The sequence below is a fragment of the Kitasatospora sp. NPDC001664 genome (assembly GCF_053596675.1).
In genome coordinates this window covers 242504-264866 of record NZ_JBSFGS010000010.1, presented here as the reverse complement: position 1 = coordinate 264866, position 22363 = coordinate 242504, and the positions used below count along the sequence as shown (strand labels likewise).

Annotated in this window: 24 protein-coding genes; 12 read left to right on the top strand and 12 right to left on the bottom strand. The window is 73.0% G+C overall.

Going from position 1 to position 22363, the window contains the following annotated elements; translation table 11 throughout:
- Positions 1-203, bottom strand: a 203-nt coding sequence (locus tag ACWCYY_RS16855; RefSeq protein WP_449796462.1) for a transposase family protein, incomplete at its 3' end; no start/stop codon positions are given.
- Between the two features lie 381 nt (positions 204-584).
- Between ACWCYY_RS16855 and ACWCYY_RS16850 the strand changes: the two genes are divergently transcribed.
- Both ACWCYY_RS16850 and ACWCYY_RS16845 read left to right on the top strand, forming a co-directional pair.
- Entirely contained in the window at positions 585-1241 is a 657-nt protein-coding gene (locus ACWCYY_RS16850; RefSeq protein WP_449796461.1) for a hypothetical protein, read from the top strand.
- A gap of 80 nt (positions 1242-1321) precedes the next feature.
- Positions 1322-1759, top strand: a complete 438-nt coding sequence (locus ACWCYY_RS16845; RefSeq protein ID WP_449796460.1) for a transposase — start codon at positions 1322-1324, stop codon at positions 1757-1759.
- A gap of 3 nt (positions 1760-1762) precedes the next feature.
- Here the strand turns inward: ACWCYY_RS16845 and ACWCYY_RS16840 are convergent, their stop codons facing one another.
- Positions 1763-1921, bottom strand: coding sequence for a hypothetical protein (locus ACWCYY_RS16840; protein WP_345281599.1), 159 nt, complete (start codon positions 1919-1921; stop codon positions 1763-1765).
- 285 nt (positions 1922-2206) lie between these two features.
- On the opposite strand from ACWCYY_RS16840, the gene ACWCYY_RS16835 reads away from it, so the two are divergent.
- Entirely contained in the window at positions 2207-2542 is a 336-nt protein-coding gene (locus ACWCYY_RS16835; protein WP_449796459.1) for a hypothetical protein, read from the top strand.
- 222 nt (positions 2543-2764) lie between these two features.
- Here ACWCYY_RS16835 and ACWCYY_RS16830 read toward each other — a convergent pair whose 3' ends face one another.
- Positions 2765-3490, bottom strand: a complete 726-nt coding sequence (locus tag ACWCYY_RS16830) for a transglycosylase family protein (protein ID WP_449796458.1) — start codon at positions 3488-3490, stop codon at positions 2765-2767.
- Between the two features lie 582 nt (positions 3491-4072).
- Here ACWCYY_RS16830 and ACWCYY_RS16825 point away from each other — a divergent pair.
- On the top strand, positions 4073-4486 hold the full coding sequence (locus tag ACWCYY_RS16825) for an SRPBCC family protein (protein WP_449796457.1): 414 nt from the start codon (positions 4073-4075) through the stop codon (positions 4484-4486).
- On the opposite strand, the gene ACWCYY_RS16820 is transcribed toward ACWCYY_RS16825, so the two are convergent.
- From ACWCYY_RS16820 to ACWCYY_RS16800, 5 genes are all read right to left on the bottom strand, one after another.
- Positions 4473-5789 (bottom strand): MFS transporter, encoded by a 1317-nt coding sequence (locus tag ACWCYY_RS16820; protein WP_449796456.1) that lies wholly within the window; start codon positions 5787-5789, stop codon positions 4473-4475. The genes ACWCYY_RS16825 and ACWCYY_RS16820 overlap by 14 nt on opposite strands.
- Positions 5786-6322: a glycine-rich domain-containing protein gene (locus ACWCYY_RS16815; RefSeq protein WP_345281589.1), complete on the bottom strand. Its 537-nt coding sequence runs from the start codon at positions 6320-6322 to the stop codon at positions 5786-5788. The genes ACWCYY_RS16820 and ACWCYY_RS16815 overlap by 4 nt, the downstream gene beginning before the upstream one ends.
- Entirely contained in the window at positions 6319-7578 is a 1260-nt protein-coding gene (locus tag ACWCYY_RS16810) for a hypothetical protein (RefSeq protein ID WP_449796467.1), read from the bottom strand. Before ACWCYY_RS16810 ends, ACWCYY_RS16815 begins: the two co-directional genes overlap by 4 nt.
- 94 nt (positions 7579-7672) lie before the next feature.
- Positions 7673-7819: a hypothetical protein gene (locus ACWCYY_RS16805; protein ID WP_345281588.1), complete on the bottom strand. Its 147-nt coding sequence runs from the start codon at positions 7817-7819 to the stop codon at positions 7673-7675.
- A 224-nt stretch (positions 7820-8043) separates the two neighbouring features.
- The gene (locus ACWCYY_RS16800; protein ID WP_449796455.1) at positions 8044-8823 is read right to left on the bottom strand and encodes an ArsR/SmtB family transcription factor; all 780 of its coding nucleotides are present in this window, start codon (positions 8821-8823) and stop codon (positions 8044-8046) included.
- A 33-nt stretch (positions 8824-8856) separates the two neighbouring features.
- Here ACWCYY_RS16800 and ACWCYY_RS16795 point away from each other — a divergent pair, with 33 nt between their 5' ends.
- From ACWCYY_RS16795 to ACWCYY_RS16775, 5 genes are all read left to right on the top strand, one after another.
- Complete coding sequence (locus ACWCYY_RS16795; RefSeq protein WP_449796454.1) at positions 8857-10353, top strand: MFS transporter; 1497 nt, start codon at positions 8857-8859, stop codon at positions 10351-10353.
- Positions 10354-10413: 60 nt separating this feature from the next.
- Positions 10414-10878 (top strand): hypothetical protein, encoded by a 465-nt coding sequence (locus tag ACWCYY_RS16790; RefSeq protein WP_345281582.1) that lies wholly within the window; start codon positions 10414-10416, stop codon positions 10876-10878.
- Positions 10879-11217: 339 nt separating this feature from the next.
- Complete coding sequence (locus ACWCYY_RS16785; RefSeq protein ID WP_449796453.1) at positions 11218-12330, top strand: HesA/MoeB/ThiF family protein; 1113 nt, start codon at positions 11218-11220, stop codon at positions 12328-12330.
- Positions 12327-13547 (top strand): hypothetical protein, encoded by a 1221-nt coding sequence (locus ACWCYY_RS16780; RefSeq protein WP_449796452.1) that lies wholly within the window; start codon positions 12327-12329, stop codon positions 13545-13547. The genes ACWCYY_RS16785 and ACWCYY_RS16780 overlap by 4 nt, the downstream gene beginning before the upstream one ends.
- 34 nt (positions 13548-13581) lie before the next feature.
- Complete coding sequence (locus tag ACWCYY_RS16775; RefSeq protein ID WP_449796451.1) at positions 13582-14346, top strand: hypothetical protein; 765 nt, start codon at positions 13582-13584, stop codon at positions 14344-14346.
- Between the two features lie 56 nt (positions 14347-14402).
- Here ACWCYY_RS16775 and ACWCYY_RS16770 read toward each other — a convergent pair whose 3' ends face one another.
- Positions 14403-15428 carry a hypothetical protein gene (locus ACWCYY_RS16770; RefSeq protein WP_449796450.1) on the bottom strand — a complete coding sequence of 342 codons (1026 nt, stop codon included), beginning with the start codon at positions 15426-15428 and terminating at the stop codon, positions 14403-14405.
- A 227-nt stretch (positions 15429-15655) separates the two neighbouring features.
- Between ACWCYY_RS16770 and ACWCYY_RS16765 the strand changes: the two genes are divergently transcribed.
- Positions 15656-15985, top strand: a complete 330-nt coding sequence (locus ACWCYY_RS16765) for a MazG-like family protein (RefSeq protein WP_345281573.1) — start codon at positions 15656-15658, stop codon at positions 15983-15985.
- 30 nt (positions 15986-16015) lie between these two features.
- Here the strand turns inward: ACWCYY_RS16765 and ACWCYY_RS16760 are convergent, their stop codons facing one another.
- On the bottom strand, positions 16016-16891 hold the full coding sequence (locus tag ACWCYY_RS16760; protein ID WP_345281571.1) for a glycosyltransferase family 2 protein: 876 nt from the start codon (positions 16889-16891) through the stop codon (positions 16016-16018).
- Positions 16892-16991: 100 nt separating this feature from the next.
- Positions 16992-18926, bottom strand: a complete 1935-nt coding sequence (locus ACWCYY_RS16755) for an ATP-binding cassette domain-containing protein (RefSeq protein ID WP_449796466.1) — start codon at positions 18924-18926, stop codon at positions 16992-16994.
- A gap of 278 nt (positions 18927-19204) precedes the next feature.
- Between ACWCYY_RS16755 and ACWCYY_RS16750 the strand changes: the two genes are divergently transcribed.
- Positions 19205-19525 carry a hypothetical protein gene (locus ACWCYY_RS16750; RefSeq protein ID WP_449796449.1) on the top strand — a complete coding sequence of 107 codons (321 nt, stop codon included), beginning with the start codon at positions 19205-19207 and terminating at the stop codon, positions 19523-19525.
- Positions 19526-19635: 110 nt separating this feature from the next.
- Positions 19636-20193, top strand: a complete 558-nt coding sequence (locus tag ACWCYY_RS16745) for a hypothetical protein (RefSeq protein WP_345281567.1) — start codon at positions 19636-19638, stop codon at positions 20191-20193.
- Between the two features lie 158 nt (positions 20194-20351).
- Here the strand turns inward: ACWCYY_RS16745 and ACWCYY_RS16740 are convergent, their stop codons facing one another.
- A complete protein-coding gene (locus tag ACWCYY_RS16740; protein ID WP_449796448.1) occupies positions 20352-22334 on the bottom strand; it encodes a discoidin domain-containing protein in 1983 nt (660 codons plus the stop codon).
- Positions 22335-22363: the final 29 nt, after the last annotated feature.

Here is a 22363-nt window from a genome sequence, read left to right as displayed (position 1 = left end):
TCGTTGTCGCAGAAGAACCGGCGGACCCGCAGGTGCAGCACCAGCTCCTGCCCGCAGACCGCGGTGTCGCCGATCCGCCGCTCGTAACCGCTGTGAACCCGCTCGGACCAGGCCCCGCAGCCCGGGCAGCTCGCGCCGGCCGTCCGGCCCCGGGCGTGAACACGGACCGACCGGCCAGCCGATCCGACGAACTCGACGTGCAACAACGCGAACTGAGGGAACAGGACGGCCAGAAGATCAGCAACAGACACCCGTCATGATCGCTAACTGGCAGCATCCCCGGGTGGCTTTCACGGAACGTGCGCCCCGGCCGTTTACAGGAGTCGCCTCCCAGGACGGTCCGCGCCCTGTGCGGGCTGGGTGGTGGTCCGGGATGGCGGGGTGCGAAAATTCGTGCAGGTCACCGCTCATATGCCGGGTTCCGAGCGGTTCCGGCCGAGGCCGACGGTGAGCGGACGGAAGGACAGAAGAGCGTGGGAACGTACGGAACCGGGCTGTACTCGGACGACACCGCGTGCGGTGTCCGTGATGCGTACCGCGAGGCTCTGGAAGCGGGAGCGGATGCGGAGGAAGCCCGGGCACGGGTGCTGAATGCCTTCGCCGAGGAACTCTCCGATCCGGACGAGTACGTCGTGGTGCGGCTGACACTGGCGGACACCCAGTTCAGGCTCGGTCGGCTGAGCGAGCCCGCCCGGCAGGAAGCCCTCACCATGCTGGACGCCGACGGCGACCTGGAACGCTGGGAGGAAGCCGGGGCCGCGGAGGTACGCCGACGTGCTGCCGTCCTGCAACGGCTCCGAGCCCGCCTGGAGAGCCCGCAACCCGAACCACGCCCGGTCCGTGTCCGCCTCCCGAAACCGGCGCGGACCGTCCCCGGCCGGGTGTACGCGTACCGGGCAAGGAGCGGGCAACCGTACCTGATCCGGGTGGTCGGCACTGCGGACGTGGGCTGCTCAACGGGCCCGGTCGTCCGGTTCCTCGACCATCCAGGGCCCGGCCTGCCGGACGCGGCCCACTTGGCGGAGATCCCCGAGCGGCGCTACCACCCAAGCTGGAAGCGGACCGAGGTGATCATCGCGGACGACGGCGTAGCCGCACGCGAGCACGCCGGGCTGATCCTGGTCGGCGAGCATGCCCACACGCCACCGCCCCCATCCCCCAACGGCCGGACGGTCTCCACCTGGACGCAACTCTGTGCGTACGTGGAGACCCGCGACAACCTGGCCCCGACCGGCAACTGACTCGGTGTAGCTCGCCGTGACTGCCAACTGGCAACACCTGTAGGCGACTTTCACGGAATCCGCGCCAGAGTCATCTCGGCGTGTCCGCTGACACCTACGCGACAATCCTCGTCGACATGACCACCCGTCACCCTGTCGACATCCTGGCAGACCGCGCCACCAGCACCTTCGCCACCTGGCTGCGAGACCATCCGGAGGTCCGGGTCGTCTGCCGCGACCGTGCCGGCTCGTTCCGCGAGTGGGCCCAGGCTGGAGCCCCGCGGGCCGTGCAGGTGGCGGATGCCTGGCATCTGCTGAACAACCTGGCCCAAGCGGTCGAGCGTGTCATCGGACGACACCGCGTCGACCTGCGAGAACCCCTCACCTCACACGGCGAAGGCCCGCACCGTCACGGACGGGCGATGTGGTGGGCGCGCCCCGATCCGCCGGAATCTATGACGGGGCAGTCCTTGGATTCCGCCAGCCGGGATGGGGCAGGGAGATCACTACCGGACTCCCCAACCATCCCTGCCCAGTAGGGCTCAGACGGGCTTGGGCGAAGGGAGCACGCTGTTGTTGATGTTGATGTAGCCGAGCTCCGCCGGAGAACCGGCCCGGCCGTCGGCCACTCCCAGCTGGACGGTGACGCCGACGGCGAGCGCGGTGAGCAGGGCAGCTGCGAGCAGGCGTGAGATGCGCATTGGTTCCCCCGTGTGGCTACGGCTCCGCCTGGTCGGCGGTGCTGCAGTCGCGATGCTCGCAAGCACAAGACCCGCACCGCAAGCACCAATTGGGCACGATCTCCGGGCCGACCGATCCCGTAGGACTCACCGGCCCGCTCGGCCGGCCGGCCGGCCGGGCGAAAGGCTCGTGGGGCGGACGCGGGGGCCTCACGCCGAGCTTGCCACCTGTACCCAGGTACAGGTTTACCGTCGTAGACGTCCCCGGCGCGCACCGCGTACGGGGAGACACGAGGAGCGGGGCCGATGACGGAGCTGAACTGGGTGCCGACCTCGTGCACCCTGCCGACGGTGGAGCAGCCGCTGCGGGTGGCCGAGTGGGACGCGCTGTTCGCCGACCGCCTGACCACAGTTTCCCGACCGGACCGGCTCCGGCTGAACCTGTTGCCCGCCGGGGGCGAAGGCGTCGAGGAGCAGGTGCGGGAGTTGGCGGGACGGGAGAGCGGGTGCTGCTCGTTCTTCACCTTCACCGTGACCCTGGTCGACGGCGAGGTGCAGCTCGGCGTCGCGGTCGACCGATCCCACGAGGCCGTGCTGACCGCCCTGCATGACCGGATCCGCACCGACGGCGGCCGGCCGTGAGCGCCGAAGGGCTGCGCAAAACGGCTCGGCTTCATCCTGGAGGAGATCGCCGAACGGCTGGAGACCGGCCGCCATCGCCACGGACTCCAGGAACGGGCCCGCGCCAAGCTCGCCGAGGATCGGCGGCCAGGCCAGGTGCAGGTCACGGACGCGACGAAGCTCCCCTTCGCCGACCGGGGTCGGTGAAGGGGAGCTTCGTGGTCTGCCGGTTCTGACCGTGGGTCAGATGCTGAGGACCTGGCCGGGCAGGATCATGTCGATGTCGCCGCCGATGACCTGGGCGTTGTTGCCGTACAGGGTGGTGAGGTCGACGCCGTGGGCGGCGGCGATGGCGCCGAGGGTGTCGCCGCTCTTGACGGTGTAGCTGCCGCCGGTGCTCTTCTGCACCGGTGCGGCCGTTGCGGTCTTCTCGACGGGCTTGGCGACGGGCTTGCGCTCGGTGCCGCGCGAGGCGGCCTGGGTGTCGTTCTTCGGCGCGGCCTTGGTGCTCTGGTCGGCCTGCTTGGCGGACTTCACCGGAGCGGAGGCCGCGGTGGTGTCGGTCTGGGCGGGAGTGCCGCCCTTGGTGAGGCCGGCCTTGACAGAGCACACCGGCCAGGCGCCGGGGCCCTGGGAGGCGAGGACCTTCTCGGCGACCGCGATCTGCTGGCCCTTGGTGGCCTGGGCGGCGGAGGAGGCGTACTGGGTGCCGCCGTAGGCGGCCCAGGTGCTCGGGGTGAACTGCAGGCCGCCGGAGAAGCCGTTGCCGGTGTTGATGTTCCAGTTGCCGGTGCTCTCGCACTGGGCGACCGAGTCCCAGGTGGAGGAGGACGCGGCGGAGGCCGAGGTGGCCGTGACGAGGCCCGCAACCGGAAGGGCGGCCACAGCGCCGCCCACCAGGACCATCCGCAGGCGGTTGCGCTTGACGGTGGCGGTGGTGGCAGCGGCAGTCTCGTGACGGAAGGTCATGCAGATCCTCTCGGAAAACCCCAGGCGGACGGCACGGAACGGCCCCGAACAGTGGGCGGTGCTCCGAGATGTCTCACGCGGCGGGCGGCCTCTGTCGCGTTGGACGCGGATGGCCGCCCCGGTCACCTTTCGCCGCGAGTGCCCGGCCGCCTGAAAGGGCGGGGGCCGCGGGTGGTGAACCCGGGAAGTGCGCTGTGCACTGGTTACGAAGCTACGAGCCACCACCGACCCCGGCAAGCATTTCAGCGAAACACCAGCTCAGAGCAGCGTTACCGAAGGTACGGCCGAGGCCGGACCCCCGATTCCAAGGGCCCGCCGGACCCACCGCAAGATCCATCCGGGCCCCGATGTGGCCCCCGTCACCCCGCCCGGATGGTGACGCCGGGCACATCGTCGACCCACCGCAAGGACACGACCACGGACCGTCGGCCCCGCCACCACCAACGGGTGGCCCCCCTCACAGCCGCACCCCGTGGACCCGGGGCGCAATCCGCCGGCGGGTCGGCGCCGAACACCCACCGAGGGCACCGGCCCGGCAGACGGACGCGAGCGGGAGGACCGATGATCAGCGTGGAGCGCAGCATGCGCGTCGAACGGTCGGCCGAGGAGGTGCTGCACTACCTCGCCGACTTCGCGAACACCGTGGAGTGGGACCCGGGAACCGAGGCCTGCGTCCGCCTTGACAGCGGGCCGGTCGTCCGTGGGGCGCAGTGGCGGAACACCTCACGGTTCCGGGGGCGGCTGACCGAGCTGACCTACCGTCTGGAGCGGTACGACCCGGGGCGCTTGGTGTTCGTCGGACGCAACCGCACCGTCACCGCCACCGACGACATCGCGGTCCGCCCGGCCGACGGGGGCGGCACGTTGGTGCACTACCGCGCCTCCCTGCGCTTCCACGGCTTCGCCCTGCTCGCCGCCCCCTTCCTGCGCGGCGAGTTCGAGGGCCTCGCCGACGCGGTGGCGGAACGGCTGCCCCGGGTGCTCACCGGCCCCTGACCCCGCCCCGGCCCCGGACCCGGCCCCGGGCCGCCGCGACGGTGACGGGGACGACCAGCAGGGCAAGAAGTGCTCCGCAGACCGCGAGCACCGGGTAGCCGCCGGCGGCGACGACCACCCCGGAGGCGAGTCCGCCGGTGCTGCCCGCGACGGCGAGGGCGCCGTCCGCCGATCCCTGGGCGCTCGCCCGCCGTTCGACCGGAACGGCCGCCGTGACGATGGCCGTCCCGCTGACCAGGCCGAGGTTCCAGCCGAGGCCGAGCAGCACCAGGGCTACGGCCAGGGCGCCTACGGAGTGACCCGGTGCGGCCGCCGCGAGGACGCCCGCCGCCGCCAGGGTCAGACCGCCCGCCGCCGCGACCGGCAGCGGCCCGAAGCGGTCCACCAGCCAGCCGCTGACCGGGGAGGGCAGGAACATCGCGCCCACGTGCAGGCCGATGACCAGTCCGGCGGCGCCGGTGCCGTGTCCGTGGTGGCCGAGGTGGACCGGGGTCATCGTCATCACGGCGATCATCACCGCCTGGCCGAGCAGCATGACCCACAGTCCGGTCGCCACCCCGGGCCCGCGGGACGCCGCAGCACCGGTGGTCGGCTCCGCGAGACGTTCCGCGGGACGTTCCGCGGGCGCCTCGGCCGAGTCCGCCGCACCGACGGCCAGCCGGCGGGCGAGCAGCAGCGGATCGGGCCTGAGCAGCACCCCGATCAGCACCGCCGCCGCCCCGTACGCGAGCGCAGCGAGCAGGAACGGCCCGGCCAGCGGCGGGATGCCCCATCCCTCGGCGGCCTCGCCGGAGACGGTGACGAGGTTCGGCCCGACCACCGCCCCGAGGGTGGTCGCGAGCAGCACCACGCCGGCCGCCCGGCCGCGCCGGTGCGGCGCGGCCAGGTCGGCACCGGCGTAGCGGGCCTGGAGGTTGGTGGCGGTGCCCGCCCCGTACACCAGCAGCGCGAACAGGAGCAGGGCGACGTGCTGGGCGGCCACGGCGGCGACCACGCCGAGGCTGCCGAGCGCTCCGGCCGCGTAGCCGGCGGCCAGTCCGGGGCGGCGGCCGTACCGTTGGCAGAGTCGGCCGATGGCGAGGGCGCCGAGGACGGCCCCGCCGGTGAACAGGGCGCTCGGCACACCGGCCAGGCCGGTCGAGCCGAGCAGGTCGTCGGCGAGCAGCGCGCCGACGGTGATGCCCGCGGCGAGCCCGGTGCCGCTGAGGGTCTGAGCCGCGATCAGGACGGCCAGGGTGCGGCGCTGTTCGGGCGGGTCGGCGGACGGGAGGGCCGCCGGGGTGGCGGCCGCGGCGGCGCTCACCCGGCGGCGAGCGGCTGGAGGGACGAGATCTCCGCCAGCGACATGTCGAGCTGCTGGTGGAGGTAGCGCACGATGGTCCAGTGCGCCGTCGCCTCCTCGTCGAAGGGGCCGAACTCCCGGCAGTAGAGCGGGATCCAGCGCAGTGCCTGCTCCGCTGCGACCTCCCGCCCGGGCTCCTGTTGGTAGGCCTCGTAGCCGATGCTGCGGTGGTGGACGAAGAAGCCGCCGGGCAGGCGCTCGCAGAGGGCGGCGTACTCGCGGGTCTGCAGGATCAGGAAGTGCCAGACCTCGTCGATGTGCTGCTCGACCGGGAGGAACAACCCCGCGAGGGCGTCCCGGTGACGGGAGATCAGGTAGAGGTAGCGCAGGCACTCCAGGACCTGACGCTCGGCGCCCTGCGGGCCGTCCCCGGTGATGGCGGCGGCCTGGGCGACGGCCTCGGCGTGCAGCTCCTCGCCGAGCAGCGACCGTAGTTCGGCGGCCGTGACGAAGGTGCCGGGGACACCTGGGGTGCCGGAGGGCTGACTGGTCATCGGGCTCCGTCCGCTGGTCGGCCGTCGGCCGCGAGCCAGGCGTACTTGCCGGACGCGCCGATCGGCAGGTGCTGGTGGTGGGCGATCCGGCCGGGCCGGCCGGTGAGGTCCCGGACGGCGCGGGCGAGCGCCCCGGTCTCGGCCGGGCCGGGCGGGAGGCCGTCGAAGGTGGTGCAGTGGAGCACGGCGCCACCGGCCTCGGTGACGGCCAGGTGCTGGAGGAAGACCTGCGGGGCGATGTCGCTGACCACGTCGTCCAGATCGCCCTGGGCGACGGGCCCGTGCGGACCGGCCAGCAGCTCCTTCTCCCGCCCGCAGAAGCGGGTGATCCGCTCCGGGTCGGCGGAGCCGTCCGCCGTGCGGACGCAGTCGCCGGAACGGTAACGGACCAGCGGCATCCAGGGGTTGCGCACGCTGGTGACGATCAGGCTGTGGATGTGACTGCCGGGGGCGACGGGGAGGAGTTCGACGCTCATGCCGTGCAGGTAGGGGTGGTAGTCGCCGCCACTGTCCGCGTAGTAGAGGTAGCCGAGTTCGGTGCTGCCGAAGATGTCGACGACCGGGCAGTGGAAGCGCTCGCGGAGGTACCGGGAGACGTTGCGCGGGGTGTACTCGTAGGCGTGCACGATGGCGGCCGGCCGGGGGAACCGATCCCACAGGTCCCAGCGGTCGGTCTTCCGCACCAGATGGGCGAGGTGGCTCGACGAGCAGTCCAGCAGGTAGCGCCCCTGGGGGTGCGCCGCGGCGGCCTCCCGCATCTCGCCGAGCATCCGCTCGACCTCACCACGGCTCCAACCCGCCGGGTCGAGGCGGAGGTTGAGGTAGACGGTGCGCCCGTCCAGCCGCCGGTCGTCCAGCTCCGGCTCGGCGACGGCGGTTCCCCCGCGCTTGCGGGCGTTGACCCGGGCGACGTGCTCGGTGGCGAGCACCGTGGTCAGCGAGACCCGTCGGCAGCCCTCCCGCCAGCTCGCGGCGAGGTCGGGGTGTTCGCTCCACAGCCGGTAGTAGGAGTGCAGCAGGAAGTACGGCGGGCGGATGATCTGCATCCGGGCGTGGTTGGTCCCGGTGGAGAGCACGTACTCGGCCTCGCCCGCCTCCAGGGCGGCGGCGAGGGCGGGCGTCATCCAGTTGCCGGGGAAGCCGCGGGCGATCTCGGGCTTCTCCAGCACGGGGAAGTGGCCCCGTTCGATCGAACTGCGGTAGATCGGGACGTCCTTGATCCGGTCGACCACGTCGGCGGTCGGCTGGCCGTTCACTGTCACCCCCGGGGTGGGTACGGGCGGCTGGGTGGTCCACGCACGGGTGGCCGGGCCGGGGCACCGGCCCGGCCACCCGGCTACCGGTGGTGCGTCAGGAGACGCAGCCGGACTTCGCGACGCTGATACAGCCCTCCTTGGCCACGCTGATGCAGCCGTCCTTGGCGGTGGACGCCGAGTTGACGGCGACCCAGCCCTTCCACTTGTCGTCCTGGGTCATCTTGGCGATGAGCTGTTCCACGGGCACCTCCGGGATGAGGAGTGGGCAAACGACCCCTTTGAGGTCGCCATGCCAAAGCTAAAGGGATGGTCAAGAACGTGTCAACGACGCGCAATGTGACGAACCTCGAACCGGATTCGCGTTTGCCCGGCCTGACGGCCGGTCAGGGCGGGTCGGGGCACCGGGTGGTGGTCCGGATCCGCAGCCCCGAACCCCTCCGCCAACTCCGCCGGTTGACGTCGTCCTCACTCCCCGAGGACGACCCCGAGGGTGCGGTTCAGCCCACGCGAGCCCGCCTCCGTGAGGTGGACGACCCGGGGGCTGAGCCCCCAGCGCACCCAGTCCAGGGCGAACAGGCGCGCGCTGAGTGCGGCACCCAGGCCGCCGGCCAGGTGGTGCTGCTGCTCGCTCCAGTCGACGCAGTACCGGACGGCGGGACGGCGCGACGCCAACTCCGCGCTGTCGATGCCGAGTTCGGCGAGCACCGGCCGACCGGCCGGAGCGAGGACGTAGGCGAGGTCGCGGCCGTAGGAGGCCGGTCGGTCGCGGACGGCCTCGCCGGGGCGGTGCACACCGTCGTGCCCGGTCAGCACGCCGCGCTCCAGCAGGCCGCGCATCAGGGCCACGCCGAGCCGCCCGGCCAGGTGGTCGTAGCAGGAGCGGGCCCGGTGCAGGGCGTTGGCGCGGTTGCCCTGCTTGAGCGAGGTGACCGGCAGCGGCGGAGCGATCACGGCGAGGGCCTCCAGCGCCGCACTCACCTCGGGTCCGGCGAGCCGGTGGAGGCGGTGCCTGCCCTGGCGTTCGACGGTGACCAGCCCGCCCTCGACCAGCTTGGCCAGGTGCACGCTGGCGGTCGCCGCACCGATGCCCGCCTCCTCCGCCAGTGCCCCGGCGGTGAGCGGGCGGCCGTCGCCGAGGCACTTGAGGATGGCGGCCCGCGACGGATCGGCGATGAGCGCGGCGGCGCGCGCGACGTCGGTCTGGTACTTGAAGGCAGGGGCGCGACGGTCACTGGCGTTGGGCACGACCCCAACCCTAGGCCCGGCACGTTTCGTCGGATGACGAAGCGTCCGGGGCCGATGCTCGTCACCATGACCACCGCAGCGACCCACCACCCACCCGGCCTCCGGGACCATCCGCGCCCGGACCGGCTCGCCCTGGCACCCCTGCTCACCCTCAGCCTCGGCTACTTCCTGGTGATGCTGGACGTCACCGCCGTCAACGTCGCGCTCCCCTCGGTCCGCTCCGACCTCGGCACCGGCGCCTCCGCGCTCCAGTGGATCGTCGACGGGTACAGCACCGTCTTCGCCGCGCTGCTCCTGCTCGGCGGCGGCCTGACCGACCGGCACGGCCCGCGCCGCACGTTCCTCGCCGGGCTCGGCCTCTTCACTACCGCCTCCGCCGCCTGTGCCCTGGCCGCCACCCCCGGTGCGCTGATCGCCGGACGGCTCGGCCAGGGCGCCGGGGCCGCGCTGCTCGTCCCGGCCTCGCTGGCCCTGCTCCAGGCCGTCTACCCCGACCGCGCGGTACGGGCCCGGGCCGTCGCCGTCTGGGGTGCCGTCGCGGCGGTCGCCTTCGGCGCCGGTCCGGCGGTCGGCGGGCTGCTCGTCGCGGCCGCCGACTGGCGGGCGGTGTTCTGGCTGAACCTGCCCGTCGGCGTCCTCGGCCTCCTCCTGACCCTGCGGCACTTCCCCGCCGCCCAGCCCCGCCTGACGCCCCGGTCGTCCGATCCGGCGGGCCAACTGCTCGCCGTCCTCGGCCTGGCAGGGGTGGCCGGCGGCCTCAACGAGGCGGGCCCGCGCGGCTGGACCTCCCCCGTCACGCTCTCCGCCCTCGGCCTCGGAGCGGCAGCCCTGTGGGCCTTCGCCCTCGTGGAGCGCGGCCTGGAGCGCGGGCGGGGCGCACGCACGCCGCTGCTCCCTCCGTCGCTGTTCCGTTCCCGGGCCTTCGCCGCGACCACCCTCATCGGACTGCTGATCAGCTTCGGCTACTACGGCATGCTCTTCCTGGTCACCCTCCAGTTCCAGCAGGAGCGCCACTACAGCGCGCTGCAGACAGGCCTGGCCCTGCTCCCCTCGGCCGCCATGGGCCTGCTCGCCGCCCCACTGTTCGGCCGGGTGACCGCCCGCACCGGCCCGTACCTCCCGATGCTCGCCGGCCTGCTGCTCGGCTTCGCCGGCTTCCTGGGCTGGACCTTCGCCGGGCCCGACACCCCCTACCCGGCCCTCCTCTTCGCCCTGATCGCCACCGGCCTCGGACAGACCACCACGGCCCTCGCCGCCGTCGCCGCCGTCGTCGAGACCGCCCCGCCCGCCGGTGCGGGCGTCGCCACGGCCGTGTTCAACGTCGCCCGGCAGATCGGCAGTGCGGTGGGCGTGGCCCTCTTCGGGACCTTGGCCGCGACCTCGCACGACTTCAGCGCCGGCCTCCGGCTGTCCGCCGGCCTCGCGGCAGCGGCCTTCGCCACCGGGGCGCTGCTCGCCCGCCCGGCGCGCCCCGCCACCTCCTCCACCCACCCCTCACGGCACGGAAGTTGTCAGCACACGGAGCACTGACGGAGACTCGGACCGCCTGCTCACGGGGGAACTTCCGGAGAAGACCCGAAGGAGAACCACATGCGCATCACACGATCGACCGCAGCCCGGACGACCGTCGCCGCTTCCGCTCTCGGGCTGGGCCTGGTGACCGCCGCCCCCGCGACGGCCGCGGACAGCGGCAGCTGGCGCGCGTACGGCAACACCAACCCGATCACCTCCAGCTCCGCCACCTGGCACTGCGCCGGGAGCAGGACGATCGCCGCCGACGTGCTCGCCCAGGTCTGCGCGATCAGGTCGGCGGGCGGCGGCTCCGTCCAGGGAGCCGTGATCGTGCGCAACAACCGGTCCGCCCTCTTCTCGGTCCACGCGGCGATGGACCTCTACAACTCCGCCGGTCCGCTAGGCACTTGGGCCTGCTCCTCCTCGGGCGTCGGGGCGAACTCCTGGTCGGTGTGCTTCGGGAAGACTCTCTCCCAGAGCGCCGCGGTGGACTCCGTGGGAGCGGCCAACAACGTGGACCTCGGCCTCTCCCCCAAGGTCTGATCGGATCCCGCTCCGCACTGCGGTCCCCCACCCGCGCATCCCGCCCACACCCTCGCGCCCGAACAGGGGACGGCGGACCCATGTGCCCGGGACCCCGGGCGGGTGATGGTGGTGCGACTCCGGGGCCACGGCCCGCAGACGCACCGACACCCGGGAGGGAGGTGTCCCATGGCGATCGTCGTCCGCCGGCTCGAGAAGATCGAGACCACCGCCGGCTGTGAGCTGACCAACGACTGCTGATCCACACCCGGCCGGGGAGTCGGCCGCGGCCCCGCCGCTCCGCCGACTCCCCTCCCGGTCCGCAGCGCGCGGAGAGGAACCACCGTGATACGGCCCAGAGTGAAGCCCGTCCTCCCCCCGATCCCCCTCGGCGACGGCCGCATCCGGCTCGGCACCGACCTCGGCATCGCCGCCGACCTGCAGGACGACGCCCGGGGGCACACCTGGCACCTGCTGAACCTCCTCGACGGCACCCTGACGACGGCCCAGGTCATCGAGTCGATGCTCCGCTTCGACCCGGCCGTCCGTCCGGAGGAGGTCGCGGCGGCCATCGTCGGCCTCGACGAGGCCGGCTTCCTGGAGGACGCCGCAGCCGCTCCCCCACCGGTGCTCAGCGAGGCCGAAGTGGTGCGCTACCGCCGCAACTTCGAGTTCTTCTCGCACTTCCACCAGCCCGGCACCACCCGCTTCGACCACCAGGAGCGCCTCAAGCTGGCCCGGGTCACCGTGGTCGGCCTCGGTGGCCTCGGCACCTTCACCGCCCTGTCGCTGGCCGCGCTCGGCGTCGGCGAGCTGACCCTGGTGGACCACGACGTGGTCGACCCCTCCAACCTCAACCGCCAGGTCCTGTACGGCGCTTCGGACATCGGCCGCCCGAAGGCGGAGGCCGCCGCCGAGCACCTGGCCGCGGTCAACCGGCACACCGCCGTCACCGCGCACGTCGCCCGGGTGGCGGGGGTCGCGGACGCCCGGCGCTGGACCACCGGCCGCGACCTGGTCGTCTGCGCGGCCGACCGGCCGCGGCTGCGGATCTACGAGTGGTTCAACGCGGCGGCCCTGGCGGAGGACGTCCCGTGGGTGCGCGCGGGCAACTCCGGCCTGACGGTCAGTGCGTTCCTGCACGTCCCGCGCGAGACGGCCTGCTTCGACTGCGTCCAGCGCACCGCGCGCGAACAGTCCGCGGACTACGCCGCGGCCGCCACCTACATCGTCGAGCAGCTCGGCGAGACCGGGGTCAACCCCTGCACCGCCCCGGTGGCCGGCCTGGTCGGCAACATCACCGCGTTGGAGGTCACCAAGCAGCTCACCGGCGCGGCCGTCCCGGCGATCCGGGGCCGCCGGCTGGTCCTCGACCTCCAGCGGATGGAGATCGAGTACGCGGACGGCATCCGGCGGCCCGACTGCCCGTCCTGCTCCGTCCCCGCCGACTCCACTCCGGGGCAGCGGACATGACCACCCCGCTGACCGACACCAGCACCGTCGAACTCCACCCGCTGCACATCGGACCGCCCGAGGACGGAGTGCACGAGGTGGGGCGCCCCGACACCGGCACCTTCATCGGCCTCCCGGGCGAGGGCGTGGCCGTCATCGAGTGGCTCTCCAGCGGCCTCACCCTCGCCGAGGCGGGCGAACGTTTCACCCAACGCTACGGATCGGCACCGGAGTTGACGGACTTCCTGGCCGCCCTGGAGGAGTGCGGCTTCGTCCGCGCGATCGACGGGCGGGCCGTCCAGGCCGAGGACACCACGGCCGAGGCCACCCGGCCGCGCGGATGGCGGCTGCTGTCGGGCCTCCCGCGGTCGGCCGTCGGCTGGCTCCTCGCACCACCTCTGCGCGTGCTGTACGCCCTGGTCTGGCTCGCCGTGCCCGCGCTCCTGCTGGCCCGCCCCGACCTCCTCCCGCGCTCCGGCGACGCCCTGGTCCACCCCCGCCCGATGACCAGCATGATCGTCCTCACCCTGATCGGCTGGGCCCTGATCTTCCTGCACGAGCTGGCCCACCTCCTCACCGCCCGCGCCAGGGGCTGCGTCGGCTCGCTGTCGGTCGGCCGCCGGATGTACTTCCTGGTCGCCCAGACCGACATGACCGGCGTGCGCGCCCTCCCCCGCAAGGAGCGCTACGCCCCCTACCTGGCCGGCATCACCTTCGACCTGTCCGTCCTGCTGGTCTGCTGGACGCTGCGCCTGTCCGGCCTCGACAGCGGCTACGCCCGGGCCGTGGCCTACCTCTGCGCCGTGCAGTTCGTCTTCCAGTGCGCGGTGTTCCTGCGCACCGACCTCTACTACGTGCTCACCAACTGGCTCCGCCTCGGCAACCTCAACGCCGACGCCCGCCTGATGCTGCACAACCTGACGAACCGTCTGCGCGGGCGCCCCCCGACCCCCCTCACCGGCATCCCGGAGCGCGAGCAGCGCATCATCCGCCGCTACCTCCCCCTCCACGTCCTCGGCATCCTGATCGCCCTCGCCAACCTGTGCTGGCTGGTCGTCCCGGCCACCGTCTCCCTGGTCCGCCGCTCCGTCGAGGCCCTCACCTCCGCCGACCTGCTCTCCCGCCTCGACGGCCTCGGCTTCCTCCTGATCCTCACCCTCAACCTCGGCACCCTCCTCACCGTCACCGTCCGCGAACGCCGCGCGGCCGCCCACCGCCAAGGCCCGCCCGCCTCGTGACGCGGCGTCAGCCGGTCGGCCTAGACTCGCCGGAATGAACACCGCGATCCCCGCCGATGCCGATCTCGCCCGCCTGGTCGACGTGCTGCCCGCCACCTCCCCGTCCGCCGGCCACGACCGCGCCGAACGGGAACGGCTCGCCCGCGCCGCCTTCGCCGCCGAACGCCCCGAGGAGCAGCCCGACCACTGGTGGCTGGCGGTGCCGGGCGAGACGCACGAGGCCGCCTTCGAGGTGCTGGGCCTGCACGAGCGGATCCCGGTGACGGCGCGCTACGGGCAGGAGGCGCAGCAGGAGGACACCAAGTACGCACCGGAGGCGGTGCACCGGGTGTACGTCACGCCCGAGTACGCGGGCTGGCGGCTGATCTACGCCAACGAGCCGCTGGGGACGACTGCTTGGGGCCTGCACGAGGTGATCGAGCGGCTCAGCAAGGCGTGCGGCCGGGCCCAGGTGTACTACCAGGACCCGTTCGCCGACGCAGTGATCTGGGCGGCGGCCGAGGACGGCGAGGTGGTCCGGGGCTACTGGCGCCACGAGGACTCCGAGTGGACCGGAACGCCGCTGCCCTGGGAGACCGTGCTGACCGAGGCGGACTTCTCGGAGGACCCGGACGAGTACGAGGCCTACGCCGACGACCCCGGCCGGGCGGAGACCACCGACGTCAACACCGCCGCCGCACACCTGTCGGTGGACCCGGCCACGATCGACGCCGACACCCCGGTCCGCGGCCACGGCTGGCTCGCCCTGACGGCACCCGGCGCCGGCCACGACGGCTTCGACGGGCAGCTGCGGCTCTGACCCGACCCGCCGGTGACCGGCGACGCGGAGCTCGGCAGCGGGATCGCGTCCCCGGGTCAGCCGGAGAGCCCGATGGCCTTCCGCAGGTCGCGGTTGGCGGGGCCGAAGGCCAGGTCCTGGAGGTCGGCGACGGCCCGTTCCACCGTCGCGGTGTTCTGGTCCGTGCGCACGGTCCGGGCGAGGACGGCCAGCTCGTCGAGTTCGAGGCGGTACTTGTCCACCAGCGGCTTCTTGGAGCTGCCCCAGTCGCGGCCGTCGATCGCCGCCCGGGTGCCCGTGACGGCGTCGGCCACCTGGCGGGCGTACTCACGGTGCTCCTCGGCCGCCTCGGCGACCGCCTTGTCCGGCCAGGTGGTCAGGAGCACCTCCAGGTCGCGGGTGGCGGCGAGGTAGGCCATCTGCTTGGTGGAGAGGAGGCCGGCGTCCTGCCGGAGCGAACCGCTGCGGGCCTGCTCCGTCTCGATCAGGCAGACGACCTTCATGTGATCGTCGACGATGATCATTCGGTTTCCCGCGTCCTCGGGCAGCCGCAGGGCGTCGGGGGCGTAGTCCCCTCGCATGCCCGCGCACTTCCGGTCGAGCACCGCGTCGTCGGGGAGTTCACGACCGGGCAGGCTGGCCACGGCAGTGACCTCCGCGTGGTGCGGCCGGTCGCACGGCACGGTGGCCAGCGCGTCCTCTAGCCTGCCGACCGCGACCACCTCCACGAGGCACTGACCCGTGGTCAGCTCCACCAGCAGGGTCTTCTCCTCAGGGGCCTTCCCCGCCACCTTCGGGGCCGGGCGGTCCAGCAGTCCCGGGACGACCAGCGCCAGCGCCACGAGCCAGGCCGCCGACAGGACCACACCCGTGACCGCGCGACCGCGCCGCCGGCGCGGACGGCCGCCCTGCGGGCGCAGCGCGGCCAGGCCGACGCCGATCCCGGCCAGCGCACCGATCCCGGTGAACCCCAGCGCCCCGAGGACGAGCGCCGCGGTCGCCCCGCGGTCGCTGCCGGCCGGTTCGGGCTCCGGCCCTCCGGCGCCCGGGCTGTCGGCGGGCCGGTCGGCAACGGCACCGTGCGGGTCGGGTATCGATGACACCTTGCGTGGCTCCCCTGTGAGTCGAAGATCGCCGAGGCGGCGGTCACGCGACCATAGCCGAGCGGGCCCCGTCCTCGCTCCGAGGTCCGAGGCCCCGGCTCTGGCTCTGGCTCTGGCTCCGGCCGGGAGCGGCGGCAGGCCCTGATCGAAAAGGCACCGTTCGGGCCGGGTTCGCCGGGAACCGCCCGGGTTGAACACCAGAATCGAACGACGCCATCATCGACTCCGTGAACGAGACCTGGCAGAGCATCAACGTCCATGCGGAGCACCTGAGTTCGGCGTCCAGCCTGCCGCTCGAACAGCAGTGGCTGGTGCAGACCGTCAAGCTCCAGGAGGAGTGCGGAGAGGTCGCCGAAGCCGTCATCGGCGCCCTCGGCGAGAATCCGCGCAAGGGCTTCTCCCACACCTGGGACGACGTCCGGGCGGAGGTGTGCGACGTGATCGTCACCGGCATGGTGATGCTGGCCCGGATGGGCGGCGACCCCGCCTGGTACTTCGAGGAGCACCTTCGCGGTGTCACCGACCGCGCCGGGCTGCGCGAGGACCGCACCTCCTGACCGACACGGCCGACCGGCGGCCGCCCGCCCTCACACCAGCGGGGGCCGCCCCAGCCTGGTCATCCGCAGGACGGTCCGCCACCTCATCGGCCGGCGCGGCCCGCAGGGGGTGCGGATCCCCTCGACGAACCCGCCGCACCACGCCCTCAGCCCCCGGGCGGACCGCATCCGCAGCAGCGTGAGCACGATCCACACGCCCAGGTACACCGGCACCAGGAGCCACGGCAGCCGACGCCGGGCGAGCCAGACCCGGTTCCGGGCGGTGTTGCGGTAGTAGACGGCGTGCCGGGCGGCGGAGGTGCGAGGGTGCTGGAGCACCAACTCCGGTTCGTAGAGGATGTCCCAGCCGTCGTCGAGGGCCCGCCAGGCCAGGTCCGTCTCCTCGTGGCCGAAGAAGAACTCCCCTGGCCAGTCGCCGATCCGTTCCAGCATCGGCACCGAGAAGGCGTGACCGCCGCCGAGGAAGGCGGTGACCAGCCCCCGCCGCATCGGATCCCCCGCTCGCAGCCGCGGCACCCAGCGCCGCAGTGTGTACCCCTGCTCGTCCGCGACGCGGAACCCCACGATCCCGAGCCGGGGTTCCGCCGCGAAGAGCTCCTGGATCCTGCCGAACACGTCGTCCGCGATGAGCAGCCCGTCGTCGTCCAACTCCACGACCACGTCGGCCTCCCCCGACTCGCGCAACAACCTCAACCCGACGTTGCGTCCCCCCGGACACCCCAGGTTCTCCGCCAGCGGCACCTTGGTGACCTCCGCCGTGACCTCGGTGAGCGGCGTCGCGTTCCCGACCACCACCACCCGTGCCGCCGGCACGTCCTGCTCCGCCACCGACGCCAGCAGGGCCGCCAACTCCTTCGGGCGGGTGCCCATCGTCACGATCACGACTCCGATGCGCGGCATCGACATGACAGTTGCTCCTGGCGCTCGACGATCCGCCGATGCTACCGAGCGGCGACGGGCATCCGCGCCGTCGGCAGCGGCGACGCCGTCCGCCACCCCGCGCCCGCTACTCCTCGGACGCCCGGGGCGCCGGGACGGCGCGGTCGCGTTGGAGGTCGAGGAGTTCGCGGAACAGGCCCGGCTCGGCGGCGAGTTCGGACCATGTGCCGCTCTGGACGATCCGGCCGGCGTCCATCACGATCACCCGGTCCGCGAGGGCGGCGTTGGTGACGTTGTGGGTGACCAGGAGGGTGATGCGGCCGGGGGCGAAGGCGCGCAGGGCGTGCAGGATCTTGTGCTCGGCGCGCGGGTCGAGGTCGCTGGTCGGTTCGTCCAGGACGAGCAGGCCGGGGTTGCGGGTGGTGCGGTACAGGGCCCGTGCCACGGCGGCCCGTTGCCAGCCTCCGCCGGACAACTCGGCTCCGCCGAGCCAGCCCTGGGCGAGCAGGGTGCGCCAGCCGGAGCGGAGCCGGTCCACCGTCTCGTCGAAGCCGGTCCGGGCGGCGGCCTCCCGGACGGCGGCCATCACGTCCGCCTCGCCGTGCCCGAGGTGGACGTTCTCGGCGGCGGAGAGCGGCCACCGGGCGAACTCCTGCGGGACCCGGGCGACCCGCGACCAGAGGGCCTCGGCGTCCATCGCCTCGACCGGCACGCCGTCCCAGGTGATGGTGCCGGTCTGCGGCAGCAGCAGGCCGGAGAGGAGTTTCAGCAGGGTGGTCTTGCCGCTGCCGTTCTGGCCGATGACGGCCACGATCTCGCCGGAGCGCAGGGTGAGGTCCACGTCCCGCAGCGCGGGCTCCTGCTGGTCGCCGGGATAACGGTGGGTCAGGCCCCGGACCTCGACGGCCTTCGGCGCACCCGGGACGGCGGTGCCGCGACGGATGCGGTAGCCGCCCGCCTCGTCCAGGAAGGTGAAGTAGTCGTCCAGGTAGAGCCCCATCCGGTAGAGCCGGGTGCCGTTGCCGACCATGCCCTGCACGCCCCCGGTCGCGGTGCGGATCGCGAAGACCGCGCCGCCCGCCGCGGCGAGGTCGATCCGGCCGGAGGCGACCAGGTAGAGCAGGGTGCCCCAGATCAGGGCGCTGCCTGCGCCGGTGCCCAGGGCGGCCCAGAGCGAGACCCGGGCGGCCTCCCGGGTGGCCCGGTCGGTCGCGGCGGCGATCCGCGCCTCGACCCGCCGGTACTTGCCCATCATGAACGGGGTGACCTGGTCCGAACGGACCTGGTCCGCACGGCCCTTGTCGATCAGGTACCAGCGGTAGACCCGCAGGGCCTGCCGCTCCTCGTTGGTGGAGCGGGAGGCGAGGTAGTGGATCCGGGCGGTGCGGACGGCGGCGACGCCGGTCGGCACCGAGCCCAGCAGCAGGAACGGGACGATCCGCCAGTCCAGGGTGACCAGCACGCCGGCGGCCGCGATCAGCGAGATGGTCGCGGCGATCACGTCCTGCGCGCTGGAGAGCAGGTCGGGGGTGGTGGCCGCGCCGCGGTCGGCGGCCTCCCAGCGGTCCGAGTAGGCCGGTTCGTCGTAGGCGCTCAACTCGGCGGAGCAGCCCGCCGCGAGCAGCGCCAGGTCGGCCTCCCGGTTGATCCTCGGCGAGACCCGGCCGGACAGCCCCACCACCGCGATGGCCAGCACGGCCCGCAGCCCGGCCGACACCACCAGCAGCGTCAACGAGGGCGCGGCGGCCCGCAGGTGCTCGCCGACCGGGCCGGGGGCCAGCAGCGCGGCCAGCGTCCCGGTGGTCGCGTACAGCGCGAGCGCCTCGAAGACGCCCGACAGCACCTGACACACCAGCAGCCACGCCGTCGCGGCCCGGTCGGCCTCCCAGGCCAGGCCCAGTGCCCGGCGCACCAGTTGGGGCAGCCGCCGGACCATCGCGACGGTGGACATCGACTCGACGAACTCCTGCGGCCCGTCACCGGGGAAGCGGGAGCGGACCTCCTCGTCCCCCTCTCCCGTCCCTCCCGTCTCCTCGGTGGCGGCGCCCTTCGAGGTCTGCATGCCGGACAAGCGGTGCTCCTCACTCCCCGGAGGGGGTCCTCTCGCTGGGAGTCCCACCGTAGGAGGCCGACGGGGGCCCTGTCGGCAGCTCGGCGGCAATCCCACACGATCCGGTGAAGCTTCCAACTGGCTTGATCTACAGCAGAGTTGACGAGCCTCCAGGATTGTCCCAGACCCCTCCGGCAGACCGCTCCGACAGACCCCGCGCACCGGCCTCCGCCGTCGGTGGGACCCCCTACCGTGAGGCCGTCGCACCGCACCGAGGAACGAGGACCACGATGATGACCGAGGACGCCGACGGAGCCCACCTCTCCCTGACCGTCGCCCGGCAACCCCCGCACCCGGACGGCACCTTGGTGCTCGACCTCACCATCGCCGCCGACCTCACCATCGACCGGCTGGAGACGCCGTCGGAGCGCGAGCCTGTCCTCACCCTGTACGGCCCAGGCTCCCTCGACCTGGGCGCCCCGGTCTACGTCGCCCCCGACACCGTCCCGGTGCACGCCGTCGCGGTGATCGTCGCGGAGCTGACCGGCGGCCCGGAGGGGAACCTCCGGGGCGTCCACAGCGTCCTGCTGACGCCGGATCACCTCACCTGACGCCACCGGCCGGGCCGCGCGCCTGACATCTCCGCCCGCGCCCGGTGCGAGCGCGCGGCCGCCGACCTGCGGTAGAAACGTCCCGCTCGACCACAGCCACAGGGGGAACCATGAACCACCGCACTGCAGTTGCCGTCCTCGGCACCGCCACCGCCGCGCTGCTGCTCACCGGCTGCTCCGACACCCAGGAGCTGTCCTACGGCAGCGGCGCCAAGAAGGACAACATCGAGGTCAGCGTGGAGCGGGTGGTCGCCGGGGCGACCGCCGACCTCTCCGTGCTCAAGGACGCGTCCAAGTACCAGGGCCGCACGCCCTACTACCTGCACTACAAGGTGACCAAGACCGCTGCCGGGGACGTGACCGGCCCCTCCTTCGACGTCACGGCCGACGGCGACCTGCTGACCCGGCTGAGCATCATGGCCGCCTTCCCGGAGCCGGTGGTCGGGGCGGACGGCAAGCTCAGCTACAAGGAGGCGCCGAAGTTCGACAAGTGCCTCGACTCGCACGACTCGGCCAAGTTCAAGGCGGCGGGAGCGGGCGAGAGTTACGAGGGCTGCATGGTCTACCTCTCCGCCACGGGCTCCACCGCCACCCCCTCGAAGGTCGAGTGGGTCAAGGGCGGCCTGCTGCGCCGCAAGGACGACGAGGCCTTCGCCGTCTGGAAGTGAGGAAGCGAAGAGGCCCGGTGGGCCTGACGCTCGGTCAGGCCCACCGGGCCGGAGCTCGGTAACCGGTCGGGTCACTTCTCCCAGGCGACCCCGCCACCGTCGCGTCGTGAAACCGTACGGACGACCGAGGGCCCGGCAGACGGGTCCGAAGTCCCCGCTCAGCCGCCGTAGACCTGGAACCCCGAGACCTGGCCCGCCGGCCAGCCGGTGTTGGCGGTGAAGGTGAGCCGGAGGTGGCGGGTGGCGACGGCGGCCGGGAGGGTCAGGGTGACGGTGTTGCCGGTGGCGGGGTCGAAGGTGCGGGCGGTGGCCGGCAGCAGCTGGGTGAAGGCGGCGCCGTCGGTGCTGCCGCTCACCGCGACCGTCTGGCTCCTGGTCGACCAGGCCGCGAACGGGGGCAGCGTCAGCACGATCCGGCGCACCCCGGCCACGGTGCCCAGGTCGACCTGGAGCCACTGCGGGAAGGCGTTGTTGGCGCTCTCCCAGTAACTGGCGGGGTTGCCGTCGACCGCGTTGCCCGAGCCGTAGACCTGGGTGTGGCTGCTCTCCGAGGTGGGCCGGTTCAGGGCCAGGTCGACCTCGGGGCCGCCACCCGTCGCGGTGGTCGCCGAGACCTGCCCCGAGGGCGCCGAGACCGCGCCCGCCGCGTCGAGCGCCTGCACGTCGAAGGTGTAACCGGTGGCGGGGGTGAGGCCGTTGACGGTGTACGAGGTCACGTTCCCGGCGACGGTGGCGACCGGCACCGCCGTGGTGCCGGTGATCCGCCGCACCCGGTAGCCGGTGACGCCGACGTTGTCGGTGGCGGCCGTCCAGGCCAGGGCGACCGAGCTGTCGGTGACGGCGGTGACCCGGAGGTTCCCGGGGGCGGTGGGCGGGACGGTGTCGCCGCCCCCGGCCACCGGCGGGGTCGGCCGGGTCGCGGTGACGGCGAGCTGCCCCTTGAGCATCCGGCCGCCGTCCCCGGTCAGCCGCAGGTAGTAGTCGGAGGAGCAGGCGGTGCCGTCCTCGTCCAGGGCGAGGAAGCCGGAGCCGGCCGGTACCCAGGCCTGGGATTCGGCGGTCTTGGCGATCTGGTTGCCCTCGTTGTACTCGTCGAACATCGAGACGTACGCGGAGGCCACGCCCGCCCGGGCCATGTTGTAGAACTGACGCCACATGAAGTCGCCGTGGGCGCGCTGGCGGTCACCCACGCCGCCGGGCAGCACGCAGGGCTGGTAGTCGACGCCGCGCGCGGTGCAGTCCGCCAGGTCGGGCACGGTCGCCACGTTGTAGAAGTTGTCGGCGTCGGCGGCGTTGCCGATCCGGCCGACCATCCACGGCGAGAGCATGTCGAAGGCGTGGTAGACCCCGGTGAACCCGGGCCGGGAGTCCCGGTCGCCGGTGCGCCACCAGGTCGGCACCCCGCCGATGACGTAACACCCCTGCGCCTTGAACCAGTTGACCACGTCCAGGCAGGCGTCCGGGCCGAACGGTCGCTGGCCGTCGTTGAAGCCGAAGCCCCAGATGCACACCACCGGCTTCCCGTTCTGCCGCGCGTACGCGGCCGAGCCGGTGTGGGCGCGCATCTTGCCCGTCCAGTCCGCCTTGATGTCGGTCTGCATGGTCGTCCAGTCGGAGACGTCGTACATCACGTAGAACTTCACGCCCTGCGCCTCGGCCGCCGACCGCACCTTGCCGGCCATCGCGTCGCGGGTCGGGCCCTCGCCGCCGGTCGGGTTGAAGCGCTGGAGCGCGGCGGTGTCGATGCCGTACTCCCGCATCCAGCGGAAGTGCACGTCCACCGTCGACTGGTCGTAGGAGGAGAACAGCGAAGCCGGCTGCCCGTTCCCCAGGTTGGCGAAGGCCGTGCCGTAGGTCCTCGGGTAGTCGCGGACGTCCGGCCACGCGACGATCGCCCGGTTGGCGGCGGACGGCACCTGCCCCCAGTTCTGCGCCCAGTGCCACCACCCGTTCACCGGCGCCCCGTCGCCCGCGCAGGCGAACCACCCCTGGTACCCGACGGTCACCTTCCCGACCACGTCCCCGGGGCCGCTCACCGCGGCGGCGGCCGGCCCGGCGAGTGCCCCCTCGCCGAGCCCGACCGCCCCGGCGACCCCGGCTGCTGTGGCCGCCTGCAGGAACGTGCGCCGCGTGAGACCCATTCGCTTCTCCTTCGACCGGTCGTCCTCGT

Bases quoted from the DNA above. Each gene is read 5' to 3' on its own strand.
- ACWCYY_RS16775 (WP_449796451.1), top strand. From the start codon at position 13,582: ATGAACACCGCGATCCCCGCCGATGCCGATCTCGCCCGCCTGGTCGAC.
- ACWCYY_RS16795 (WP_449796454.1), top strand. From the start codon at position 8,857: ATGACGAAGCGTCCGGGGCCGATGCTCGTCACCATGACCACCGCAGCG.
- ACWCYY_RS16780 (WP_449796452.1), top strand. From the start codon at position 12,327: ATGACCACCCCGCTGACCGACACCAGCACCGTCGAACTCCACCCGCTG.
- ACWCYY_RS16760 (WP_345281571.1), bottom strand. From the start codon at position 16,891: ATGTCGATGCCGCGCATCGGAGTCGTGATCGTGACGATGGGCACCCGC.
- ACWCYY_RS16755 (WP_449796466.1), bottom strand. From the start codon at position 18,926: ATGCAGACCTCGAAGGGCGCCGCCACCGAGGAGACGGGAGGGACGGGA.
- ACWCYY_RS16840 (WP_345281599.1), bottom strand. From the start codon at position 1,921: ATGCGCATCTCACGCCTGCTCGCAGCTGCCCTGCTCACCGCGCTCGCC.
- ACWCYY_RS16790 (WP_345281582.1), top strand. From the start codon at position 10,414: ATGCGCATCACACGATCGACCGCAGCCCGGACGACCGTCGCCGCTTCC.
- ACWCYY_RS16745 (WP_345281567.1), top strand. From the start codon at position 19,636: ATGAACCACCGCACTGCAGTTGCCGTCCTCGGCACCGCCACCGCCGCG.
- ACWCYY_RS16835 (WP_449796459.1), top strand. From the start codon at position 2,207: ATGACGGAGCTGAACTGGGTGCCGACCTCGTGCACCCTGCCGACGGTG.
- ACWCYY_RS16750 (WP_449796449.1), top strand. From the start codon at position 19,205: ATGATGACCGAGGACGCCGACGGAGCCCACCTCTCCCTGACCGTCGCC.
- ACWCYY_RS16825 (WP_449796457.1), top strand. From the start codon at position 4,073: ATGCGCGTCGAACGGTCGGCCGAGGAGGTGCTGCACTACCTCGCCGAC.
- ACWCYY_RS16740 (WP_449796448.1), bottom strand. From the start codon at position 22,334: ATGGGTCTCACGCGGCGCACGTTCCTGCAGGCGGCCACAGCAGCCGGG.
- ACWCYY_RS16815 (WP_345281589.1), bottom strand. From the start codon at position 6,322: ATGACCAGTCAGCCCTCCGGCACCCCAGGTGTCCCCGGCACCTTCGTC.
- ACWCYY_RS16830 (WP_449796458.1), bottom strand. From the start codon at position 3,490: ATGACCTTCCGTCACGAGACTGCCGCTGCCACCACCGCCACCGTCAAG.